Raw genomic sequence first — 18,723 nt, forward strand, 5'->3', positions numbered from 1 at the left:
GCGTGAATCGTTGATCAGAATCAAAGGGTTGGGTTATATTGTTGGGAAGTGATTCGCAGCTTTGTCCCAATCGGAAAAAAGACAATTGGAAACGGAGCCGCGCGTTCAATTGCGGCTTGGATTAATGCGAATTGAGATCGGTAACAATTCGATCCATGCAGTGAGATGAGGGTACTATGACCATCAATTTGAAGATGCCCGACATTACCGAATTGAAGCCGAGAATTACGGTGTTCGGTGTCGGCGGTGCTGGTGGAAACGCAGTCAACAACATGATCGAAACCGGTCTTGACGGCGTGGATTTTGTTGTTGCCAATACGGATGCTCAGGCCTTGACCCTGTCAAAGGCTGAACGCATTATCCAGATGGGCATCGCAGTGACCGAAGGCCTCGGTGCCGGGTCGCAGCCCGAGGTTGGCCGTGCGGCTGCCGAGGAAGTTATCGATGAGATCAACGATCATCTCAATGGATCGCATATGGTCTTTATCACCGCCGGTATGGGCGGTGGCACGGGCACGGGCGCCGCGCCTGTGATTGCCCGCACCGCGCGCGATCAGGGGATCCTGACCGTCGGTGTTGTGACCAAGCCATTCCACTTTGAAGGCCAGCGCCGCATGCGCCTTGCGGAAACCGGTATCGAAGATCTGCAGAAAAATGTCGACACGCTGATCGTCATTCCGAACCAGAATTTGTTCCGCATTGCCAATGAGAAGACCACCTTTGCGGATGCCTTCTCGATGGCCGACGAAGTGCTCTATTCCGGTGTTGCCTGCATCACCGACCTTATGGTCAAGGAAGGTCTGATCAATCTGGACTTTGCTGACGTGCGTTCGGTCATGCGCGCCATGGGCAAGGCGATGATGGGGACGGGTGAAGCCTCTGGTGAAAACCGTGCTCTGGCTGCTGCCGAAGCGGCGATTGCCAACCCGCTGCTGGATGATATCTCGATGAAGGGTGCGCAAGGCTTGCTGATTTCCATTACCGGTGGTCAGGACCTTACCCTTTTTGAAGTCGACGAAGCTGCGACCCGTATTCGTGAGGAAGTCGACGAAGATGCCAACATCATTCTTGGCGCGACATTCGATGAGAATATGGATGGCATGATCCGCGTTTCTGTGGTTGCCACGGGAATTGATCAGGTGCTGTATGAGCAGGTTGTTCCTGCCGATCAGCGGATGCGTGAGCTGTCCGAGCGTCTGCGCACTGTTGCCGCGCCTACCGGTGAGGCCGAAGCAGAACAGGCCGTATCCCAGCCTGCCGAACCTGTCGCCTTCGAGGAAGAAGCCGCAGCCGCTGTCGCGGAAGCTGTTGAAACGGTTGAGCGTCAAATGGAATTGCCACAGGCAACCTTTGCACAGCCTTCGGTTCAGGATCCTGCAGTCTCCATTGCTCCTTTCACGCCACAGGCAGCAAGTGAGCCGGTTGTTGAAGAGGAATATGAAGCGCCACGTGTGGCCGTGGAAGAGCGCCCGGTGGTTGCCGAGCAGCCTTTCATTCCGCCAACCGCTGAAGTGCCTGAAAATCTGCATCGTCAGATGCCGAATGTTGACGAGTTGCCTCCGATCATCCAGCGTGAGCTGGAAGCTCTGCGCAATGGTGAAAATCTAAACCATCATGATGATGACAGCCGTCCGATGAGCTTGTTGAAGCGCTTGGCCGCGGTTGGTCTGGGCCGCCGTGACGATGAGCCGGACATGGCTCAGCCATCGGCACCGGTTCAACAGCAGCCTGCCTATCAACCAGTGCAGCAGGATTTGCCTGTTATGCCGACGATGAATGCGCCTGCTGCACCGCAAGCGCCGATGTCGGCTCAGCCGCAGATGGCAGCGCAGGATTCTCCGCTGAACGAGTTCGCTCCACGCCCGCAGCGTCCTGCTCAGCATGGCATGTATCAGCCACAGCAGGGCCAGCTGGATGCTCAGGGTCGGGCAATCCCGGCAGCGCCCATGCAGCCACAGGGAATCAGTGAAGAAGACCAGGTTGAAATTCCCGCCTTCCTGCGTCGTCAGGTCCGGTAACAGTCTGTTACAAAGCCAAGTTCTAAACGCCACGTAAAAAGCCGGATCTCTGTGAGATCCGGCTTTAACTATTTGAATTAAAGTTATAATTTTCCCATTTACTGTTCAAGCTTCCTTTTGCGGAAACGCGTAACATTGGGTAAGAAAGCGTGATTTGGAAAAGGGGATGCCGACAAGCTATTGTGGCCTAAATTCAACTTGTTGACGTATTGTTAACGCTGTCCGCCAGAGACGCGTAGACTTCCCCGGGAAGACGTCAGTCAGCATGAAAAGATTAGGGGCAGAATTATGGCCAACCTGCTGAATGCCAAGCAAACCACTCTGCGTGAACGCGTTGTTGTCTCCGGAGTTGGTGTGCATAGCGGCAAGCCTGTGGAGATGATCCTCCATCCAGCCGATGCCAACACAGGCATCACCTTCCTACGGACGAACCGTGAAAAAGGCACTGAGCTGGAAATCAAAGGCACCTATCAGTCGGTTATTGACACCCGCCTCTGCACCATCATCGGTCACCCGGAAAAAGGCATGATCGCCACCATCGAACATTTGATGGCGGCTTTGGTCGGTTATGGGGTCGACAATGTGTTGGTGGAAGTGGATGCGGACGAAGTGCCGGTCATGGACGGCAGCTCTCGTGCCTATATCGATGCCATTGACCAGGTTGGTCTCAAGGACTTGTCGGCACCGCGTCGTTACATTCGTGTGCTCAAGCCAGTGCGTGTGCAGAATGGCGATTCCGTCGGTGAGCTGCTTCCTCATGATGGCACACGCTTTGATGTCACCATCGATTTCGATTGTGAGACCATCGGCGTTCAGACCTTCAATGAAGAAATGACCCCTTCAGTCTTCAAGCGCGACGTCAGTCTTGCGCGCACCTTCGGCTTCATGTCGGATGTCGAGCGTCTTTGGGCTGCGGGTTATGCGCTCGGGTCGTCTTTAGAAAATTCCGTCGTCATTGGTGACGATCAGAAAATCGTCAATCCGGACGGTCTGCGTTATGAAGACGAGTTTGTGCGTCACAAAACGCTGGATGCTGTTGGCGATCTGGCGCTGGCTGGCGCGCAGCTGTTGGCCCATTTCCGGTCTTACAAAGGTGGTCATAAGCTGAATTTCAATATGCTCGAAGCCCTGTTCGCTGATGACAGCAACTGGGAGTGGGTGGAAGCCTCCATCACCAAGCGCAATGCGGCGCGGGTGGATGTGTCCCATGCCAACTCCTCCATTCAGGCAGCGATGGGTCCTGAGACCAACTGAAAGTCAAAAGAGACAGTGTGAGTTTATTCGGGGCGGCTTCGGTCGCCCTTTCGCATATTTGGCATCCCTCTTGCGGTCCTGATACAGATAGAAGGTGCAAGACTGTTGAGACTGGTGCTTTTCACGTAGTGACGGACACATTTTGTCCCTATTTGTCACGAGACTGTTGGCAAATTTGGTTGCTTTCTTGTAAAGACAGAATGAGCCACTAGGCAAAAAGCCTCTCGCTTTTGGGTGACGGGCAAGGTATGACATTTTCCGCGCATGAATTCATTGCGTGCAAGCAAGCCGGGAGCATCCGGTCAGAAGAGACAGGACTGAGTGGGGCACCGCTCGCCGTCTGATGGAAGGGTAACAGTACAGATGGGTTTTCTTTCTGCAAAACAGAGCCGTATCGGGTTTGCTCTGCTGCTGACACTGGGCGTGGCTGCCTGCGCAAGCAAAGATCCATCCGAACTTGCCTTCGAAGAAGTGCCTGCGGAGAAGCTTTATGCCGAAGGTCTTCGTGCAATGGAGACCGGCGATAGCAAGGAAGCCAAGAAGAAGTTTGAGGAAATCGATCGCCAGCATCCTTATTCGAGCTTTGCGCGCAAATCGATGCTGCTGACCGCTTACCAGAATTTTCGGAACGGCAACTATACCGAAACCGTTACGGCTGCCAAACGCTTCATCGCGCTGTATCCCGGCGATGAGGATGTGCCTTATGCGTATTATCTGATTGGTGAAAGCTATTATCGTCAGATCCCGGACGTCACACGCGATCAGGAAGCCGCCGAACGCGCCATGGGTGCGATGAACGAACTGGTGCAGCGCTATCCGGATTCGGAATATTCCGATGATGCGCGCCGGAAAGTCCGCATCACGCTCGACCAGTTGGCGGGCAAGGAAATGCAGATCGGTCGTTACTATCAGGAACGGCGCGAATATATCGCCGCCATCAACCGCTTCAAGGTGGTGGTGTCCGATTTCCAGAATACCCGTCACATCGAAGAAGCCCTGATGCGACTGGCTGAATCCTATCTGGCGATGGGCATTGCCCACGAAGCCCAAACTGCGATTGCCGTTCTTGGGCACAATTTCCCCGACAGCCCATGGTACAAGCGTGGTTATAACATGCTGAATGAGGGCGGTCTTCAGCCTCAGATCCAGAAGGGGTCCTGGATTAGCAATGTCTTCAGCTAAGACCAGTGTGATTTGATGAAACTCGTTTCCCCGGTTTGCGATTTCTGGGGAAATGATCACGATTTGTTCTGTGTGGTCCCGTTCTGCCTGATTGCCTTGTCGACCTTGTTTGGCATAGCATGACCTCCAAATCTGAATCAGGCTTTCGGCCATGCGGGCCGACTGATCCATGGGGGACTGATGCTCGCCTCTCTTTCTATTCGCAACATTGTTCTGATTGATCGTTTGGATCTCGAATTCGGCGAGGGTATGACTGTGCTCACCGGTGAGACCGGAGCGGGCAAGTCGATCTTGCTGGATTCGCTGTCGCTGGCCATGGGCGGGCGCGGGGATGGCGGTCTTGTTCGGGCCGGTGAAAAGCAGGGGCAGGTCGTGGCGATGTTTGACCTTGTTCCCGATCATCCGGTTTTTGCCTTTCTTGAAGAACAGGGCATCGACAGCGAAGGTGATCTTGTGCTGCGCAGGGTCCAGAATGCCGATGGCCGCACCCGTGCCTTTGTCAATGACCAGCCTGTCAGTGCTGGTACGCTGCGGCAAGTGGGCGAGGGGCTGGTTGAAATCCACGGGCAGCATGATGACCGAGCGTTGGTCGATGTTTCCGTCCATCGTGGTCTGCTTGATGCCTTTGATGCGCTGACACCCCACGTGGAGAAGGTTGCGAAGCTGTTTCACGGTTGGCGCAAGGCCGAGAAGGATCTCAAGGCGCTGGAGCTTTCCATCGAAGAAGCCCGCAAGGAAGCGGACTATCTCAACGCCTCAGTAGAGGAGCTGACAGCTTTTGGCTTGATGGACGGTGAGGAAGAGGAACTGGCCACCAGACGCACCACCATGATGCAGTCGGAGAAGATTGCCGGCGACCTCAACGAAGCGTTTGATATGCTTGATGGCAATGCGTCTCCTATCCCGACACTGGCGGGCATGATGCGGCGTCTGGAACGCAAGACCGAGCAAATGCCGGGGCTGCTGGACGAGACATTGGGGCATTTGAATGTTGCCCTTAATGGGCTGGAAGATGCCCGTGGCTGTCTGGAAACCGCTTTGCGGGCGACCGATTTTGACCCCCATGAACTGGAACAGATCGAAGAGCGCTTGTTTGCTCTGCGTGCTCTGTCGCGCAAGCACAAGCTGCCAGCCGACGCGTTGTCGGGTCTGCTTGACTCGATGCGGGCCGAGCTCGATACGCTCGATCATGGTGAGGAGCGTCTGGTTGCCTTGCGGGCAGAGGCCATTGCGACCAAGGATGCCTATGACAAGGCGGCAGCCGAGTTGAGCAAGAAACGCGAGCGGACCGCCAAACGGTTGATCAAGGATGTCATGAAGGAGTTGCCGTCCCTGAAGCTTGAGGCTGCGCAGTTTCTTGTTGAACAAAGCACTGACCCAGAGAACCGCGCCGAGGAAGGCATCGACCAGATCGAGTTCTGGGTTCAGACCAACCCCGGCACCAAGCCCGGCCCGATGATGAAGGTGGCATCGGGCGGTGAGCTGTCGCGCTTCCTGTTGGCACTGAAGGTGGCAATGGCAGACAAGGGCTCTGCTCCGACACTCGTATTCGACGAAATCGATACCGGTGTTGGAGGGGCGGTGGCTGCCGCCATTGGTCGGCGTCTGGCGCGGCTGGCAAGCAATGTGCAGGTGCTCTCGGTCACCCATGCGCCGCAGGTGGCTTCTCAGGCTCATGCCCATATGCGGATTGCCAAGACCCCGGTGAGGGGTGAGAAACGCGTTGCAACGGGTGTCACCGTGATTGACGGCGATCATCGCGAAGAGGAAATTGCCCGGATGTTGGCTGGCGAAGTCATTTCCGACGAAGCCCGTGCGGCAGCGCGGCGGCTGATGGCTGGTGAAAAGACGGAGGCCTGAGGATGGATCGCCCGACATTGCGTGCCAAATCGGTTGATTTGCTCGATGGAGCGGAAGCCAAGCAGGAATTGGCCTATCTGGCCGAGGAAATTACCGAGGCAGATCGGCTTTACCACACCGAAGACAATCCGGAGCTCAGCGATGCTGACTATGATGCGCTGCGCAAGCGCAATATGGCGCTCGAATTGCGGTTCCCGAACCTACGGCGCGCGGACAGTCCGACAGGACGTGTTGGGGCTGCCCCATCGGAGAAATTCTCCAAGATCACCCATGCGGTGCCGATGTTGTCACTCGACAATGCGTTTGACGATGAAGATGTAAGGGACTTTGCCACGCGGGTGCGCAAGTATCTCGGCTTGCCACACACCGAGACGGTTGCGCTGACCGCCGAGCCGAAGATTGATGGCCTGTCGGCGTCCCTGCGCTATGAGAATGGGACGCTGGTCTATGGGGTGACCCGTGGTGATGGCACTGTGGGTGAGGATATTACCGCCAACCTGAAGACCATCGACAGCATCCCCCACGCGCTCAAGGGTGACAAAATTCCGGCGGTGGTCGAAGTGCGGGGCGAGGTCTTTTTCCCCCGTTCGGAGTTTCTGGCGCTCAACGCCCGGCAGGAAGCTAGTGGCGGCAAGGTCTTTGCCAATCCACGCAATGCGGCGGCGGGGTCCTTGCGACAGCTGGATGCGAACATCACTCGTTCGCGCAATCTGGCTTTCTTTGCCTATGCATGGGGAGAGGTGAGCGAGCCGCTGGCCGAGACGCAATATGGGGCTGTTCAGCGGCTGGCGGACTGGGGCTTCGTGGTCAATGAGCAAATGCGTCGCCACGACAATATTGATAGTTTGCTGGAGCATTATCGCGCAATTGAAGCGCAACGCGCCTCGCTCGATTATGACATTGACGGGGTGGTCTACAAGGTCGACAGCCTTGACTATCAGAGGCGGCTTGGTTTTGTCTCCCGGGCGCCGCGTTGGGCCATTGCCCACAAATTCCCGGCAGAACAAGCAACGACGCGGCTGCTGGATATCGATATTCAGGTGGGCCGGACCGGAGCCTTGACCCCGGTTGCCAAGCTTGAACCGGTGACGGTCGGTGGTGTGGTCGTCTCCAATGCGACCTTGCACAATGAGGGCGAGATCGAGCGCAAGGGTGTGCGGATCGGTGACATGGTTGTGGTCCAGCGGGCCGGCGATGTGATCCCGCAAATCGTTGCCCCTGTCATTAAGCAACGGCCCGAAGGGTTGGAGCCTTTTGTCTTCCCTGAAACCTGCCCCATTTGTGGATCTCACGCCGTGCGCGAGAAGAAGGAAAATGGCGAGCTGGATGCCATCCGCCGCTGTACGGGCGGCCTGATTTGTCCCGCGCAGGCCGTAGAGCAACTCAAGCATTTCGTCTCGCGCAATGCGATGGATATTGACGGGCTGGGGGAAAAGCAGGTTCGGGCCTTCTTCGAGCAGGGCATGATTGCCAATGCGGCGGATATTTTCAGTCTTGAAGATCGGGAAAAACCTGAACGTGGCAGACGCCTGCGCGATCAGGATGGCTGGGGGCCGACCTCGGCGCGCAAATTGTTTGATGCCATTGATGATCGGCGCTCGGTCGAGCTGCATCGTTTCATCTTCGCCCTTGGCATTCGCCATGTGGGCGAGGGCAATGCCAAATTGCTGGCCCGGCATTATGGCAGTTTCGCTGATCTTCGCGCGGCGATGGAAAAGGCCGGGGAGGGCGACAGTGACGCCTGGCAGGAATTGTTGGGGATTGATGGCATCGGGGCGATTGTTGCCCGTGCGGTGGTGGAATTCTTCAAAGAAAGCCATAATGCCGAAGTGCTCGACAAGCTGCTTGATGCGGTAACCCCGCAAGAGGCTGCTGCTGTTCAGACCGATAGCTCTGTCTCTGGCAAAACCATCGTCTTCACCGGCAGTCTTGAACGGCTGAGCCGGACGGAAGCCAAGAATCAGGCCGAGAGTCTGGGGGCGAAAGTGTCAGGATCGGTGTCGAAGAAGACCGATATATTGGTTGCCGGGCCGGGGGCCGGGTCGAAGCTTAAAAAGGCTCAGGAGTTGGAGATCCAAATCCTGACCGAGGATGAATGGATCGAACTGGTGGGCCAATAAAACAGAAAAGCCGCGCATTGCGCGGCTTTCGTTTGCATGGCTTTGTGCTGAGTTGGTCTTACCGATGCAGGGGCTTGGTGGCTTCCGCCAGCCAGCTGCGCGTGTCTTCCTCAAGTGCGTCGGACAGTTCGGCAAAGACCCGCTCGTGATAATCGTTCAGCCAGTTCAATTCGCGGTCATCAAGCAGGCTGACATCGATCAGGCGCTGGTCTATCGGACAAAGGGTCAGGGTTTCAAAGGCGTGAAGCGGCTCTTCGCCCCCTTCCACCAAACCCGGCTCTGTTACAATCACCAGATTTTCGATGCGAATGCCCCAGTGGCCGGCCTTGTAGTAACCCGGCTCGTTGGACAGGATGTTGCCCGCCTCAAGCGGGGTGGTGCCGGTCTTGGCAATGCGCTGCGGGCCCTCATGAACGCTCAGGAAGGACCCGACCCCGTGGCCGGTGCCGTGGGCATAGTCAAGCCCTGCCTGCCAAAGGGGCATCCGGGCCAAAGTGTCGAGCTGGGCGCCTGTGGTGCCTTGGGGGAAGCGGGCGAGTGAGATGGCAATCATGCCCTTGAGCACGCGGGTGAAGCGGTCCTTCATCTCGGCGGTCGGCGTGCCCACCGCCAATGTGCGGGTTATGTCCGTGGTGCCGTCGGGATATTGAGCGCCGGAATCCACCAGATAGAGGGAATTCTGATCGAGCTTGCGATTGGTGCTTTCCGTCACGCGATAATGCACGATGGCTCCGTTGGGACCTGCGCCGGAAATGGTTTCGAACGAAATGTCTTGCAGCTTTCCTGTGGTGGCTCGGAATTGCTCCAGAGCTCGGGCCGTGGCGATTTCGTCGAGGCTGTCCGTCGGCGCCATGGTGTCGAACCAGGCCAGAAACCGGCACATGGCGACCCCATCACGCAGGTGGGCGGCGCGCATGCCGTCAAGTTCTGCTGCATTCTTGGCGGCCTTGGGCTTCAGGCAAGGATCGGTGCCGGGAATGATGGCCGCGCCAGTCGCCTCGATCATCTGTTTGACCGCATAGGGCACGAGGCTTTCGTCGAGCATCCAGGTGGTTTCGTCACTGGCAAGACCTTCAATCGTGCTGGCAAGGCCGCTGGGTGCCATCAGCGTCACATTGGCAGGTAGGGCCTTGTTGACTTCCGGTGACACCTTGGCAGGATCGATGATCAGGAAGGCGTCGCCACTGGCGGTGATAATGGCAAACGCCAGAGGCAGAGGGGCACAGGGCACATCGTTGCCGCGGATGTTGAACAGCCATGCGATGCTATCGCCTTGCGTGATGAAGGTGGCTGTCGCCTTGCCTTTGAGGATTTTGACAATGGCGGCGAGTTTGTCTTCCGCTGTTTGGCCCGCCAATTTGGGGGGATGCAAGCGCAGCTGGCCTGTTGGGCGGGCTGGTTGATCGGACCAAATGGCGTCAATCGGATTGGTTGTGCAGGGGCGCAGCTCCGCTCCGGTCGCCGCACAGGCGTTGAACAGGCGCCTTGCATCGTTGGCGCTGTGAAGCCATGGGTCAAACCCGATCACCTGTCCGGCCGTCGTGTTTTCCTTGAGCCATCCCGCGACAGAATTTTGCGGGATGGAGATCGGGTCTAAAAGATCGGTATCCACCTGATCCTTCACTTGCAACGTGTAACGCCCATCAATGAAAATGGCGGCTGATGTTTTCAGGATGACGGCGGCACCTGCCGAGCCTGTAAAACCGGTCAGCCAACTCAGGCGTTCCGCATAGGCAGCAAGATTTTCACCCCCGAATTCATCGGCACGCGGGACAATGAAGCCGGTCAGGCCTTGCTCTTGCAATTCTTCTCTGAGGAGCGGAATGCGTACGCGGCCCTGATCCGGGCAGGCCTGATCGGCGAAGTCTTGAAACATCAATGAGATCCTGTGGGCTGGAAGTGTCTTGTGCTGCGACTGTGCCAGTTTTCAGGAGGGGGGGCAAGGGTGCCTTTTGCTGGCTTTGCGGTCATGTCGGCGATGTCGGAATTGTAATTGAAGATTGCTGTCAAAATAGGGAAAGATGCGTAATGAATTCGATCTCTTGCAAATGGCAAATTTGCCTAATTGTTTGTGATAGGGCTGATTAGATAATTAAACCAAATACTTAAATCAAGCATGTCAAGGCGCCATAATCATCGAACCGGGTGCCGTAAAAACTTTTTTCAGAATTTTCGAGTTTCCGGACTTTTATGAAATAAGTAAAGACCCATATAAGTGGTCTATTCCATTGCGTAAGGGTGGTGACAGCGAAGATGTTTCGACGTTGTTCGCAAGCAGCCAGCCCCAGCATATTGACCGATCGCTGTATCCCACAAGGCAAGTTGTTTGGCTTGGCATCGTTCGGGACATTTTGAAAGGACAGAAAATGAGCTTTTTCTCCATGCTTGTCGGCAAGGACGTTCAACATATCGATGGCTCTGTTGAGTCCTATGTCCGTAACTACATGACCAACCGTGGTATGGAACGCTACTTGGACATGACTTGGGAATATCAGGGCAAATAAATCCTGACCCATCTGTAATGCTCAGAGCCTCTCGTCCCCCGGTGAGAGGCTTTGTCATTTTTGTCAGAATGGAAAGACATTTGAGCGCCGGTGAGCGGTGACAGGAATGTTGCGTAAAATGCAAGTCTCATTTATTTGATATGCGTTTATGGAATGACTGTGTTGCTCAACTGTCTATTTTCATTTCTATTGCGCCGCACCATATTACGGATGTCTACTTATTAGGCTCCGATTTGATCCGAGAGCCTCTGTGTTAAGGATAGGAACGAATATGTCTGCATTTAGCCGCATTTTTGATCGCATGGTTGCTGGTCGTCTGATGGAAGCGCGTCGTCACGTCGCTGAATATGATCATCTTATCGACGCTGATATGGCCGATTTCCGTATCGACCGGAACAAAGACCTGCCATTCTAAGATGTCAGGTCCCCCCATGGTGGACCGGATTGAACGAATGGAACAAAGCGCATCGGACTTTGCCCGATGACACAAAAAAAGCGGGCTACGGCCCGCTTCTTTTTTATCTGCCTTTGGGGGATATTATCCTTCGAAGACCAGCACCAGCCAGCCATCTTCCTCGATTGTTCTGAGCAGTTTTATGCCTTGCTGGCGATAGGCCGCGATGACGCGCGCGCGTTGGTGCGGCAACAGGCCAGACAAAATGATACGGCCACCAAGGCTGGTATGTAGCGCCAGTTCGGGCGCCATGCTGCAAAGCGGGCCCGCCAGAATATTGGCAACGATCAGGTCGAACGGACCTTTTTCCGCAAAAATCGGATGTTTGAAGCCGGGGGCAACCGCCAGTTTGACAAAGGGATGGACCTTGTTGATGCGGATATTGTCCTTTGCCGTTTCAATCGAGATTGGATCGATGTCGGTTGCAATGACTTCCTGTTTCAGCAATTTGGCAAGGCCGATGGCGAGAACCGCCGAGCCTGTGCCCAAGTCGAGCACCCGCATAGGCTTGAAGCTGCGCAACTCTTCGCTGATGACCTTCAGGCAGCCGGCGGTGGTGCCATGATGGCCGGTGCCAAAGGCCTGACCTGCATTGATCTGCACCGGGATATGACCGCGCATGTCAAGGTCTGCATCGTGCGAGCCATGGATGATGAAGCGACCCGCCTGAACCGCGGAAAGACCTTCAAGTGACTTGGTGACCCAATCCACGTCATCCAGCTCGCGCTTGGTCAAATCCAGACTGACCGACAGGTTGGCAAGCTCTGATTTGGCGCGTGCATGGACGTCTGCCAGATCTTCCTCCTGCGGATAAAGCGAGAGGGCCCAGACGCCCTTGTCTTCGTCGATTTCGAAGTAGGAGATGGCAAAGCCGTCTTCGTCAAATACCAGTTCGAGATGTTGGGCAGCCTTCTTGATGTCGGCGACTGTGCCTTCGGCATAGAGATAATGGGACATGGTCGGTCTCTTTTGTGCCTGTGTGCAGGCAGACTGCTTCGGTCTGGATTGTATCTGCACGGCCAATGATAGTGTGAACTGTTCGATAGCGCGGCTGGTGTCAGAAGGCAAGAGCAGGGCGCATGTGCCCCGGTCTTTGATTGGTTGCCCGTCTTGCCAAGCTGCAGGTCAGTGCTTCTCGACAAAGGAATCCAGCACGCGTTTCTGGCCAGTCTGGAACAGGATGGTCAGCTTGTTGCCTTCAACAGACTTGATGTCGCCATAGCCAAACTTGATATGGAAGACCCGCTCGCCGACCTTGTATTTGGACGGGCTGTCAGAGACCGACTTGGCGACCAGCTCGCCCTCGATTGTTGGCCCGAGGCGCTTGCCCTGATCGTAGCTTTTGGCTTTTCCGCCCTTGGTTCCGCCTTTCCCGCCTTGGGCGGTTTTCATGCGCTTCCAGCCGGGGGTCTCATAATCACTTTCGTAAGGATCGGAGCTGTCAAAGCGGCTCTTGCCATAGACCGAGCCGCCCACGCCCGAGGCGCCATAGCCGCCATAGGTTGATTGGCTTTCCTCAATATCGACATGCTTGACGGGTAGTTCGTCGAGGAAGCGAGAGGGGATGGAATTCTGCCATTGGCCATGAATGCGCCGATTGTTGGCGACATAGATCTTGGCGCGCTTCTTGGCGCGTGTGATGCCGACATAGGCAAGGCGGCGTTCTTCTTCCAACCCCTTTGTGCCCGATTCATCCAGCGCCCGCTGATTGGGGAAGACACCCTCTTCCCAGCCGGGCAGAAAGACCGTGTCAAATTCCAGCCCCTTGGCGGAGTGGAGTGTCATGATGGACACCGCTTCATTGCCCTCACTGGCATCCCGATCCATCACCAGCGCGATATGCTCAAGGAAGCCCGCGAGCGAATCGAATTCTTCCATGGAGCGGATCAGTTCCTTGAGGTTGTCGAGGCGACCGGGCGCATCTGGGGACTTGTCCTTCTGCCACATTTCCGTATAGCCGGATTCGTCCAAGATCATCTCGGCCAATTCGGTATGCTTCATATTGGGCAGCAGGGTGCGCCAGTGGTTGAACTGTCCCAGCAGGGTTTTCAGTGCATTGCGTGGCCGTGGCTTGAGGTCGTCGGTGCCGACAATCTCCGTTGCCGCTTCCATCAGAGGAATTTCCTGATCGCGGGCAAGGTCGTGAACCTTCTTGATGGTGGCGTCGCCCAAGCCACGGCGGGGGGTGTTGACGATGCGCTCAAAGGCAAGGTCGTCGGCGGGTTGCAGCATGGCGCGGAAATAGGCCAGTGCGTCGCGGATTTCGGCGCGCTCATAGAAGCGTGGCCCACCAACGACCCGATAATTCAATCCCATTGTGACAAACCGATCCTCAAAGGACCGCATCTGGAAGGAGGCACGGACGAGGATGGCGATTTGATTGAGATTGTGCCCCTGTCGCTGCAGGGTTTCGATGCGGTCGCCGATGGTGCGGGCTTCTTCTTCCGAATCCCAGACCGAGGTGACCGTGACCTTTTCGGCCTCCGGGTCATTGATTTGCGGATGCAGGGTCTTGCCCAGACGGCCCTGATTATAGGCGATCAGGTGAGAGGCAGCGGCGAGAATGTGGGCGGTGGAGCGATAATTGCGCTCAAGGCGGATGACGGACGCGCCGGGGAAATCTTCCTCAAAGCGCAAGATATTGTCGACCTCGGCCCCGCGCCAACCATAAATCGACTGGTCATCATCGCCGACGCAGCAAACATTGTGGCTGGCCTGCGCCAACAGGCGCAGCCAGAGATATTGGGCAACGTTGGTATCCTGATACTCGTCGACCAGAATGTAACGAAAGCGGTCGTGATAGATCTTGAGGACATCAGGGTTCTCGCGGAACAGCCGCAAACATTCGAGCAGCAGATCGCCAAAGTCGCAGGCATTGAGGATCTTCATGCGCTGCTGATAGGCGGCATAGAGCCGGATGCCATGGCCATTGGCGAAGAGATGGGCTTCCTCCTGTGGCACCTGATCAGGGGACAGGCCACGGTTTTTCCAGCTGTCGATCAGGTTGGCCAATTGGCGGGCGGGCCAGCGCTTTTCGTCCAGACCGTCGGCCTGAATGAGCTGTTTCATCAGGCGGATCTGGTCGTCGGTGTCAAGGATGGTGAAGTTGGATTTGAGGCCAACCAGTTCGGCATGACGGCGCAGGATCTTGACGCAGATGGAGTGGAAGGTGCCGAGCCATTGCATGCCCTCGACCGAACCGCCAATCAGGCTGCCAATGCGTTCTTTCATTTCGCGGGCGGCCTTGTTGGTAAAGGTCACGGCCAGAATCTGCCAAGGCGCGGCCCTGCGGGTGGCCAGAATATGGCCGATGCGGGTGGTCAGAACCCGGGTCTTGCCGGTGCCAGCGCCTGCCAAAACCAGCAGAGGGCCGTCGCAATTTTCAACCGCATGGCGCTGTTCGGGGTTGAGGCCGTCAAGATAGGGCGTTGGCTTCATCCGGGCCAGTTTGGCGCGAATGCTGTCTTCTTCTCCGTCATTCATCTCTTGGCGCGGCTGTGGGGCGGGGGGCGTGGCAAAAAGATCAGACATGGAGGCAAACGGGTCCGGTTGTTCGTGTGGGGTAGATCGACAAGCTCACGGGGTGGTCGAATCCAATTGAAGAACATTATAGCAACAAATGTGGCTTGTCATGTGAATATCTGGAGCAAAAATGCCACATGGATGTCGAAAGCACCCTAGCGATGCTCTTCGGCGTGGGTGTCGATCAGCTGTTTGTTGAAATAGCGAAGGGCATTGACCTGTTTGGCATAGCCAACAATGCGCTTTGGGTCTGCCGGATCGATGACTGCGAGATCGGCCCCGCCTGCCGCATCAAAGGCTTTGAGTGCTTTTTCCAACGTATCCATTAACTGGATGGTTGGGGTGCCGTCTTTGTGGGCTCGTTCTTCGTCCGGTGTGTCTTTGGGCAAAGGCGTGAAGAAGCTGCCCACCTTGACCGTGGTGACGAGGAATTTATGGGCCCCTTTTTGCAGGAAGACACCGCGCATTTCCAGCTGCCAGTGGAAATAGGAGCGGCCATGCAAGGCCAGCGTCAGGCCGGTGGCGATGGAAACCGTGAGCAAGAGAGCGATGGAGAGGGCGTAGCCGCCTGTCAATTCAAAGACAATCATGGTGGTGGAGACCGGCGCGCCGAGGACGGCTGCGGCTACGGCTCCCATACCCAGAATGGCATAAAGGCCGTGGCTGGAGGCCAGCTCGGGGAAGATTTGCGCTGCGATCAGGCCGAAGGTGCCGCCGGTCATCGCTCCGATATAAAGCGAGGGGGAAAAGATACCGCCGCCAAAGCGTGAGGCCAAAGTGATGGCGGTGGCGGCTGTCTTGGCGACAATCAGGCTGGCCATCAGAGCGATTGGCAATTGCTGATGCAGGGCCTTGTCAGTCGCTTCATAGCCGACGCCGAGAATTTCGGGGAAAACCAGAGCCATGCAGCCAATGATAAAGCCGCCAATGACCGGGCGGACCATCAGTGGGATTTTGACATGACGGGCCAGCCAGTCGGTGCTCATCAGAGAAAATTGGAAGCAGACCGCGACAATGGCACAGGTGATTCCGAGCAGCGCGAAGGCGGGCATTTCCCAATAAGAGGTGATCTGATAGGCCGGGATTTCGAAAGCAGCAATGTTGCCGAAATAAAGCCGCGATAAAAGCGTGCCCATGGCGGAGGCGAGCACGATGGGCACAAAGGCGGTCATCGCATAATGGCCGAGAATGACCTCGTGGGCAAACAGGACACCCGCTATGGGGGCGTTAAAGGAGGCCGATACGGCACTGGCAACGCCGCAGGCCAGAAGGGTTTTCTTGGAAGCCGGTGTCAGCGAGAAGATGGCGCAGACAATGTTGGCAAGGCTCGCGCCCAGATGAACGATTGGGCCCTCTCGGCCGCCGCTGCCGCCAGACCCGAGCGAGACGATGGTGACCGCAGCGCTGTCGAGGCCTTGCCAGAATTTCAATCCCTTGCCGGAATGGGCGCGGGCTTCAATGACATCAGCGACCCCTTCGGCGCGTTTGATGGGATGGACCTTTTCAAGGAAAAGCCCGACAAAAAGGCCGCCAATGGTGGGGGCCAGCACGACAATCCAAAAGGGGGTGGCCTCAACCTTGTCGATGATAATCTCGCTCGATGTGCCAAGCCATAGCCATTGCACCGCGCCGATGCCAAGGCGAAAAAGAATGGCGGCCAGTGACACCAGCAGGCCGATGACCATCGACAAGAACCAGATTTTTGGCTGTTGGGTGCCCAGATAGCTGCGCCAGTTGGGTTCGATCCAGCTTTTCAAGATTTGAATTGGATTTAACCAGCGCATGCGTTCCGACTATCTCCTTGTTGCGCAAACTGAATGTCCGGGCTTTGGGCTGCCCTTTTCATCGCGCCATTTTGGCCTGTCTTGTGCCCCAGAGTAAATAAAGATTCGTCTCGATCCCACCCGACTTTCTATGGCCGCTCGCATGATACACAGGGCAATGAGGTTTTTTGCTTCATATTTTTCGGATGGCTCAAAGAGGGGCGGGTGGAAGCTTAGACTTTCGTTCGCTTGTGCCTGAAAGCTGACAGTGCGATTTGCTGAGGGGTGGCAAGGCGATATCCCGTTTTGCCAAGCACTTTTGTTTGCAGCACCATCCGTCCTTCATTATAAAGCAATCAAAGAAAGAGCGTTGGCGCGTTGCCAACCCAGTCCGTCGCCGCAATCGCTTCGGAAGCTTCAAGGGAGACAAGATTAATGGCCATTCAACCGCACTTTACCCGCACCAAAGATGACGCAGCGGTGAAGCTGGTTTGCGACGCGCTGGCAGCCCGGTTTGGTGATCGCTTCACCACGGGCCAGGCTTTGCGCGAACAACATGGCCATACCACCACCTCAATGAAGAACCAGATCCCGGACGGGGTGGTCTTTGCTGAAAGTTCTGAGGATGTGTCCGAGGTGGTGACGCTGTGCCACAGCCACGATGTGCCGGTGATCCCATTTGGTACTGGCTCTTCGCTCGAAGGGCATCTGAATGCACCCTTTGGCGGCATTTCGGTGGATCTTTCGCGGATGAATGCCATTGTCGATGTGCAGGCCGAGGATTTGACCTGCACAGTGCAGGCAGGCGTGACGCGGGAGATGCTCAATTCCTATTTGCGTGATACGGGGCTGTTCTTCCCGATTGATCCCGGTGCCGATGCTTCGATTGGTGGCATGGCAGCGACACGGGCCTCGGGCACGAATGCGGTGCGCTATGGCACGATGAAAGACAATGTGGTTTCCCTGAAGGCTGTGATGCCGGATGGGCAAATCATCCAGACCGCCAGCCGCGCCAAGAAAAGCTCCGCTGGCTATGACTTGACCCGCCTGCTGGTCGGTTCGGAAGGCACGCTTGGCATCATCACCGAAGTGACGCTGAAATTGTCCGGCATTCCGCAAAGCGTGACGGGTGGAATTTGCAATTTTCCAGATCTGGAAAGCGCCTGCAATGCGGTGATCCTGACCATCCAGTGCGGCATTCCGGTTGCCCGGATCGAGATGCTGGATGAATTGCAAGTCAAGGCTTGCAATGGCTATTCCAAGCTCGATCTGGCGGAGCGTCCGACCTTGCTGGTGGAATTCCACGGCACCGAAGGCAGTGTTGCCGAGCAAGTGGAGTTGTTTTCCGACATTGTGACCGAGTGCGGCGGGTCCGATTTCCGCTGGGCGTCAAAGGCCGAAGAGCGCAGCAAGCTGTGGGCCGCGCGGCATAATGCTTATTGGGCGGCGCATGAGTTGCGCCCCGGGGCCAAGGGCCTGTCGACGGATGCGTGTGTGCCGATTTCACGGCTGGCGGAATGTGTGGCTGAAACCCAGAAGGATGTTGCTGAAACTGGCTTCATCGCCCCTATTGTTGGCCATGTGGGGGACGGCAATTTTCATGTCCTGTTGCTGCTTGACCCGGACAGCGCGGAAGAACAGGCAAAAGCCGAAACCTTCCTTGGGCGACTCGCCCATCGCGCCATCGCAATGGGCGGCACCTGTACCGGTGAACATGGCATCGGGCAGGGCAAAATGAAGTATATGGTTGAAGAATATGGTCCGGCTCTGACCTACATGGCCGCGATCAAACAGGCTATCGACCCGAAAAACATCATGAATCCGGGGAAAATCCTTCCAAGTGTTGACTAATCCTTAACGGGCATTTGCCGCTTAGGGCTGAAATTTGCTAGCTTCTTGGTCATAAAATAGCCGGTTCTTTCTGGAATGGTTTCAATAACCTGCGTCAGACAAGAGCCGGTTTGGGGCGTGGGTGTCTGTTTGCCATTGGGGTGAGCGTGGCAACCCGTCGATGTCTGCTGGCTTGGTTGGTAGTGCGTCAAGGCC

The 18,723-nt window shown here is 56.2% G+C and carries 12 protein-coding genes; 8 read left to right on the forward strand and 4 right to left on the reverse strand.

The features are described from left to right. Positions 1-176 precede the first annotated feature (176 nt). The 5 genes from ftsZ to ligA all read left to right on the forward strand — a co-directional run bounded on the left by ftsZ (position 177) and on the right by ligA (position 8,434). Positions 177-2,018 (forward strand): cell division protein FtsZ, encoded by a 1,842-nt coding sequence (gene ftsZ, locus FDK21_RS01955; RefSeq protein ID WP_138147315.1) that lies wholly within the window; start codon positions 177-179, stop codon positions 2,016-2,018. Positions 2,019-2,306: 288 nt separating this feature from the next. Then, positions 2,307-3,272 carry a UDP-3-O-acyl-N-acetylglucosamine deacetylase gene (lpxC, locus tag FDK21_RS01960; protein ID WP_138147316.1) on the forward strand — a complete coding sequence of 322 codons (966 nt, stop codon included), beginning with the start codon at positions 2,307-2,309 and terminating at the stop codon, positions 3,270-3,272. Between the two features lie 363 nt (positions 3,273-3,635). Further along, positions 3,636-4,454, forward strand: coding sequence for an outer membrane protein assembly factor BamD (locus FDK21_RS01965; RefSeq protein ID WP_138147317.1), 819 nt, complete (start codon positions 3,636-3,638; stop codon positions 4,452-4,454). 180 nt (positions 4,455-4,634) lie between these two features. Beyond that, positions 4,635-6,314, forward strand: coding sequence for a DNA repair protein RecN (gene recN, locus FDK21_RS01970; protein WP_138147318.1), 1,680 nt, complete (start codon positions 4,635-4,637; stop codon positions 6,312-6,314). Between the two features lie 2 nt (positions 6,315-6,316). After that, positions 6,317-8,434 carry an NAD-dependent DNA ligase LigA gene (ligA, locus tag FDK21_RS01975; RefSeq protein WP_138147319.1) on the forward strand — a complete coding sequence of 706 codons (2,118 nt, stop codon included), beginning with the start codon at positions 6,317-6,319 and terminating at the stop codon, positions 8,432-8,434. 58 nt (positions 8,435-8,492) lie between these two features. Here the strand turns inward: ligA and FDK21_RS01980 are convergent, their stop codons facing one another. Further along, the gene (locus FDK21_RS01980) at positions 8,493-10,310 is read right to left on the reverse strand and encodes an aminopeptidase P family protein (RefSeq protein WP_138147320.1); all 1,818 of its coding nucleotides are present in this window, start codon (positions 10,308-10,310) and stop codon (positions 8,493-8,495) included. Between the two features lie 490 nt (positions 10,311-10,800). On the opposite strand from FDK21_RS01980, the gene FDK21_RS20545 reads away from it, so the two are divergent. Together FDK21_RS20545 and FDK21_RS20550 are read left to right on the forward strand one after the other, a co-directional pair. After that, complete coding sequence (locus FDK21_RS20545; protein WP_171021909.1) at positions 10,801-10,938, forward strand: hypothetical protein; 138 nt, start codon at positions 10,801-10,803, stop codon at positions 10,936-10,938. 271 nt (positions 10,939-11,209) lie between these two features. Continuing rightward, entirely contained in the window at positions 11,210-11,353 is a 144-nt protein-coding gene (locus FDK21_RS20550) for a hypothetical protein (RefSeq protein WP_157967636.1), read from the forward strand. Between the two features lie 123 nt (positions 11,354-11,476). On the opposite strand, the gene FDK21_RS01985 is transcribed toward FDK21_RS20550, so the two are convergent. From FDK21_RS01985 to FDK21_RS01995, 3 genes are all read right to left on the reverse strand, one after another. After that, positions 11,477-12,409: a 50S ribosomal protein L11 methyltransferase gene (locus FDK21_RS01985; RefSeq protein ID WP_348639240.1), complete on the reverse strand. Its 933-nt coding sequence runs from the start codon at positions 12,407-12,409 to the stop codon at positions 11,477-11,479. 108 nt (positions 12,410-12,517) lie between these two features. Next, entirely contained in the window at positions 12,518-14,875 is a 2,358-nt protein-coding gene (locus FDK21_RS01990; RefSeq protein ID WP_246657504.1) for a UvrD-helicase domain-containing protein, read from the reverse strand. 194 nt (positions 14,876-15,069) lie between these two features. Next, a complete protein-coding gene (locus FDK21_RS01995; RefSeq protein ID WP_138147323.1) occupies positions 15,070-16,698 on the reverse strand; it encodes a chloride channel protein in 1,629 nt (542 codons plus the stop codon). Positions 16,699-17,112: 414 nt separating this feature from the next. Here FDK21_RS01995 and FDK21_RS02000 point away from each other — a divergent pair, with 414 nt between their 5' ends. Beyond that, entirely contained in the window at positions 17,113-18,528 is a 1,416-nt protein-coding gene (locus tag FDK21_RS02000; protein ID WP_138147324.1) for an FAD-linked oxidase C-terminal domain-containing protein, read from the forward strand. The last annotated feature ends 195 nt before the right edge of the window (positions 18,529-18,723 follow it).

It is taken from the genome of Cohaesibacter sp. CAU 1516 (genome assembly GCF_005771485.1).
Taxonomy (GTDB): Bacteria; Pseudomonadota; Alphaproteobacteria; order Rhizobiales; family Cohaesibacteraceae; genus Cohaesibacter; species Cohaesibacter intestini.

What these genes read in the sequence shown, in the direction of transcription:
- ftsZ (WP_138147315.1), top strand. Translation starts at nt 177, where the DNA reads ATGACCATCAATTTGAAGATGCCCGACATTACCGAATTGAAGCCGAGA.
- lpxC (WP_138147316.1), top strand. Translation starts at nt 2,307, where the DNA reads ATGGCCAACCTGCTGAATGCCAAGCAAACCACTCTGCGTGAACGCGTT.
- FDK21_RS01965 (WP_138147317.1), top strand. Translation starts at nt 3,636, where the DNA reads ATGGGTTTTCTTTCTGCAAAACAGAGCCGTATCGGGTTTGCTCTGCTG.
- recN (WP_138147318.1), top strand. Translation starts at nt 4,635, where the DNA reads ATGCTCGCCTCTCTTTCTATTCGCAACATTGTTCTGATTGATCGTTTG.
- ligA (WP_138147319.1), top strand. Translation starts at nt 6,317, where the DNA reads ATGGATCGCCCGACATTGCGTGCCAAATCGGTTGATTTGCTCGATGGA.
- FDK21_RS01980 (WP_138147320.1), bottom strand. Translation starts at nt 10,310, where the DNA reads ATGTTTCAAGACTTCGCCGATCAGGCCTGCCCGGATCAGGGCCGCGTA.
- FDK21_RS20545 (WP_171021909.1), top strand. Translation starts at nt 10,801, where the DNA reads ATGAGCTTTTTCTCCATGCTTGTCGGCAAGGACGTTCAACATATCGAT.
- FDK21_RS20550 (WP_157967636.1), top strand. Translation starts at nt 11,210, where the DNA reads ATGTCTGCATTTAGCCGCATTTTTGATCGCATGGTTGCTGGTCGTCTG.
- FDK21_RS01990 (WP_246657504.1), bottom strand. Translation starts at nt 14,875, where the DNA reads ATGAATGACGGAGAAGAAGACAGCATTCGCGCCAAACTGGCCCGGATG.
- FDK21_RS01995 (WP_138147323.1), bottom strand. Translation starts at nt 16,698, where the DNA reads ATGCGCTGGTTAAATCCAATTCAAATCTTGAAAAGCTGGATCGAACCC.
- FDK21_RS02000 (WP_138147324.1), top strand. Translation starts at nt 17,113, where the DNA reads ATGGCCATTCAACCGCACTTTACCCGCACCAAAGATGACGCAGCGGTG.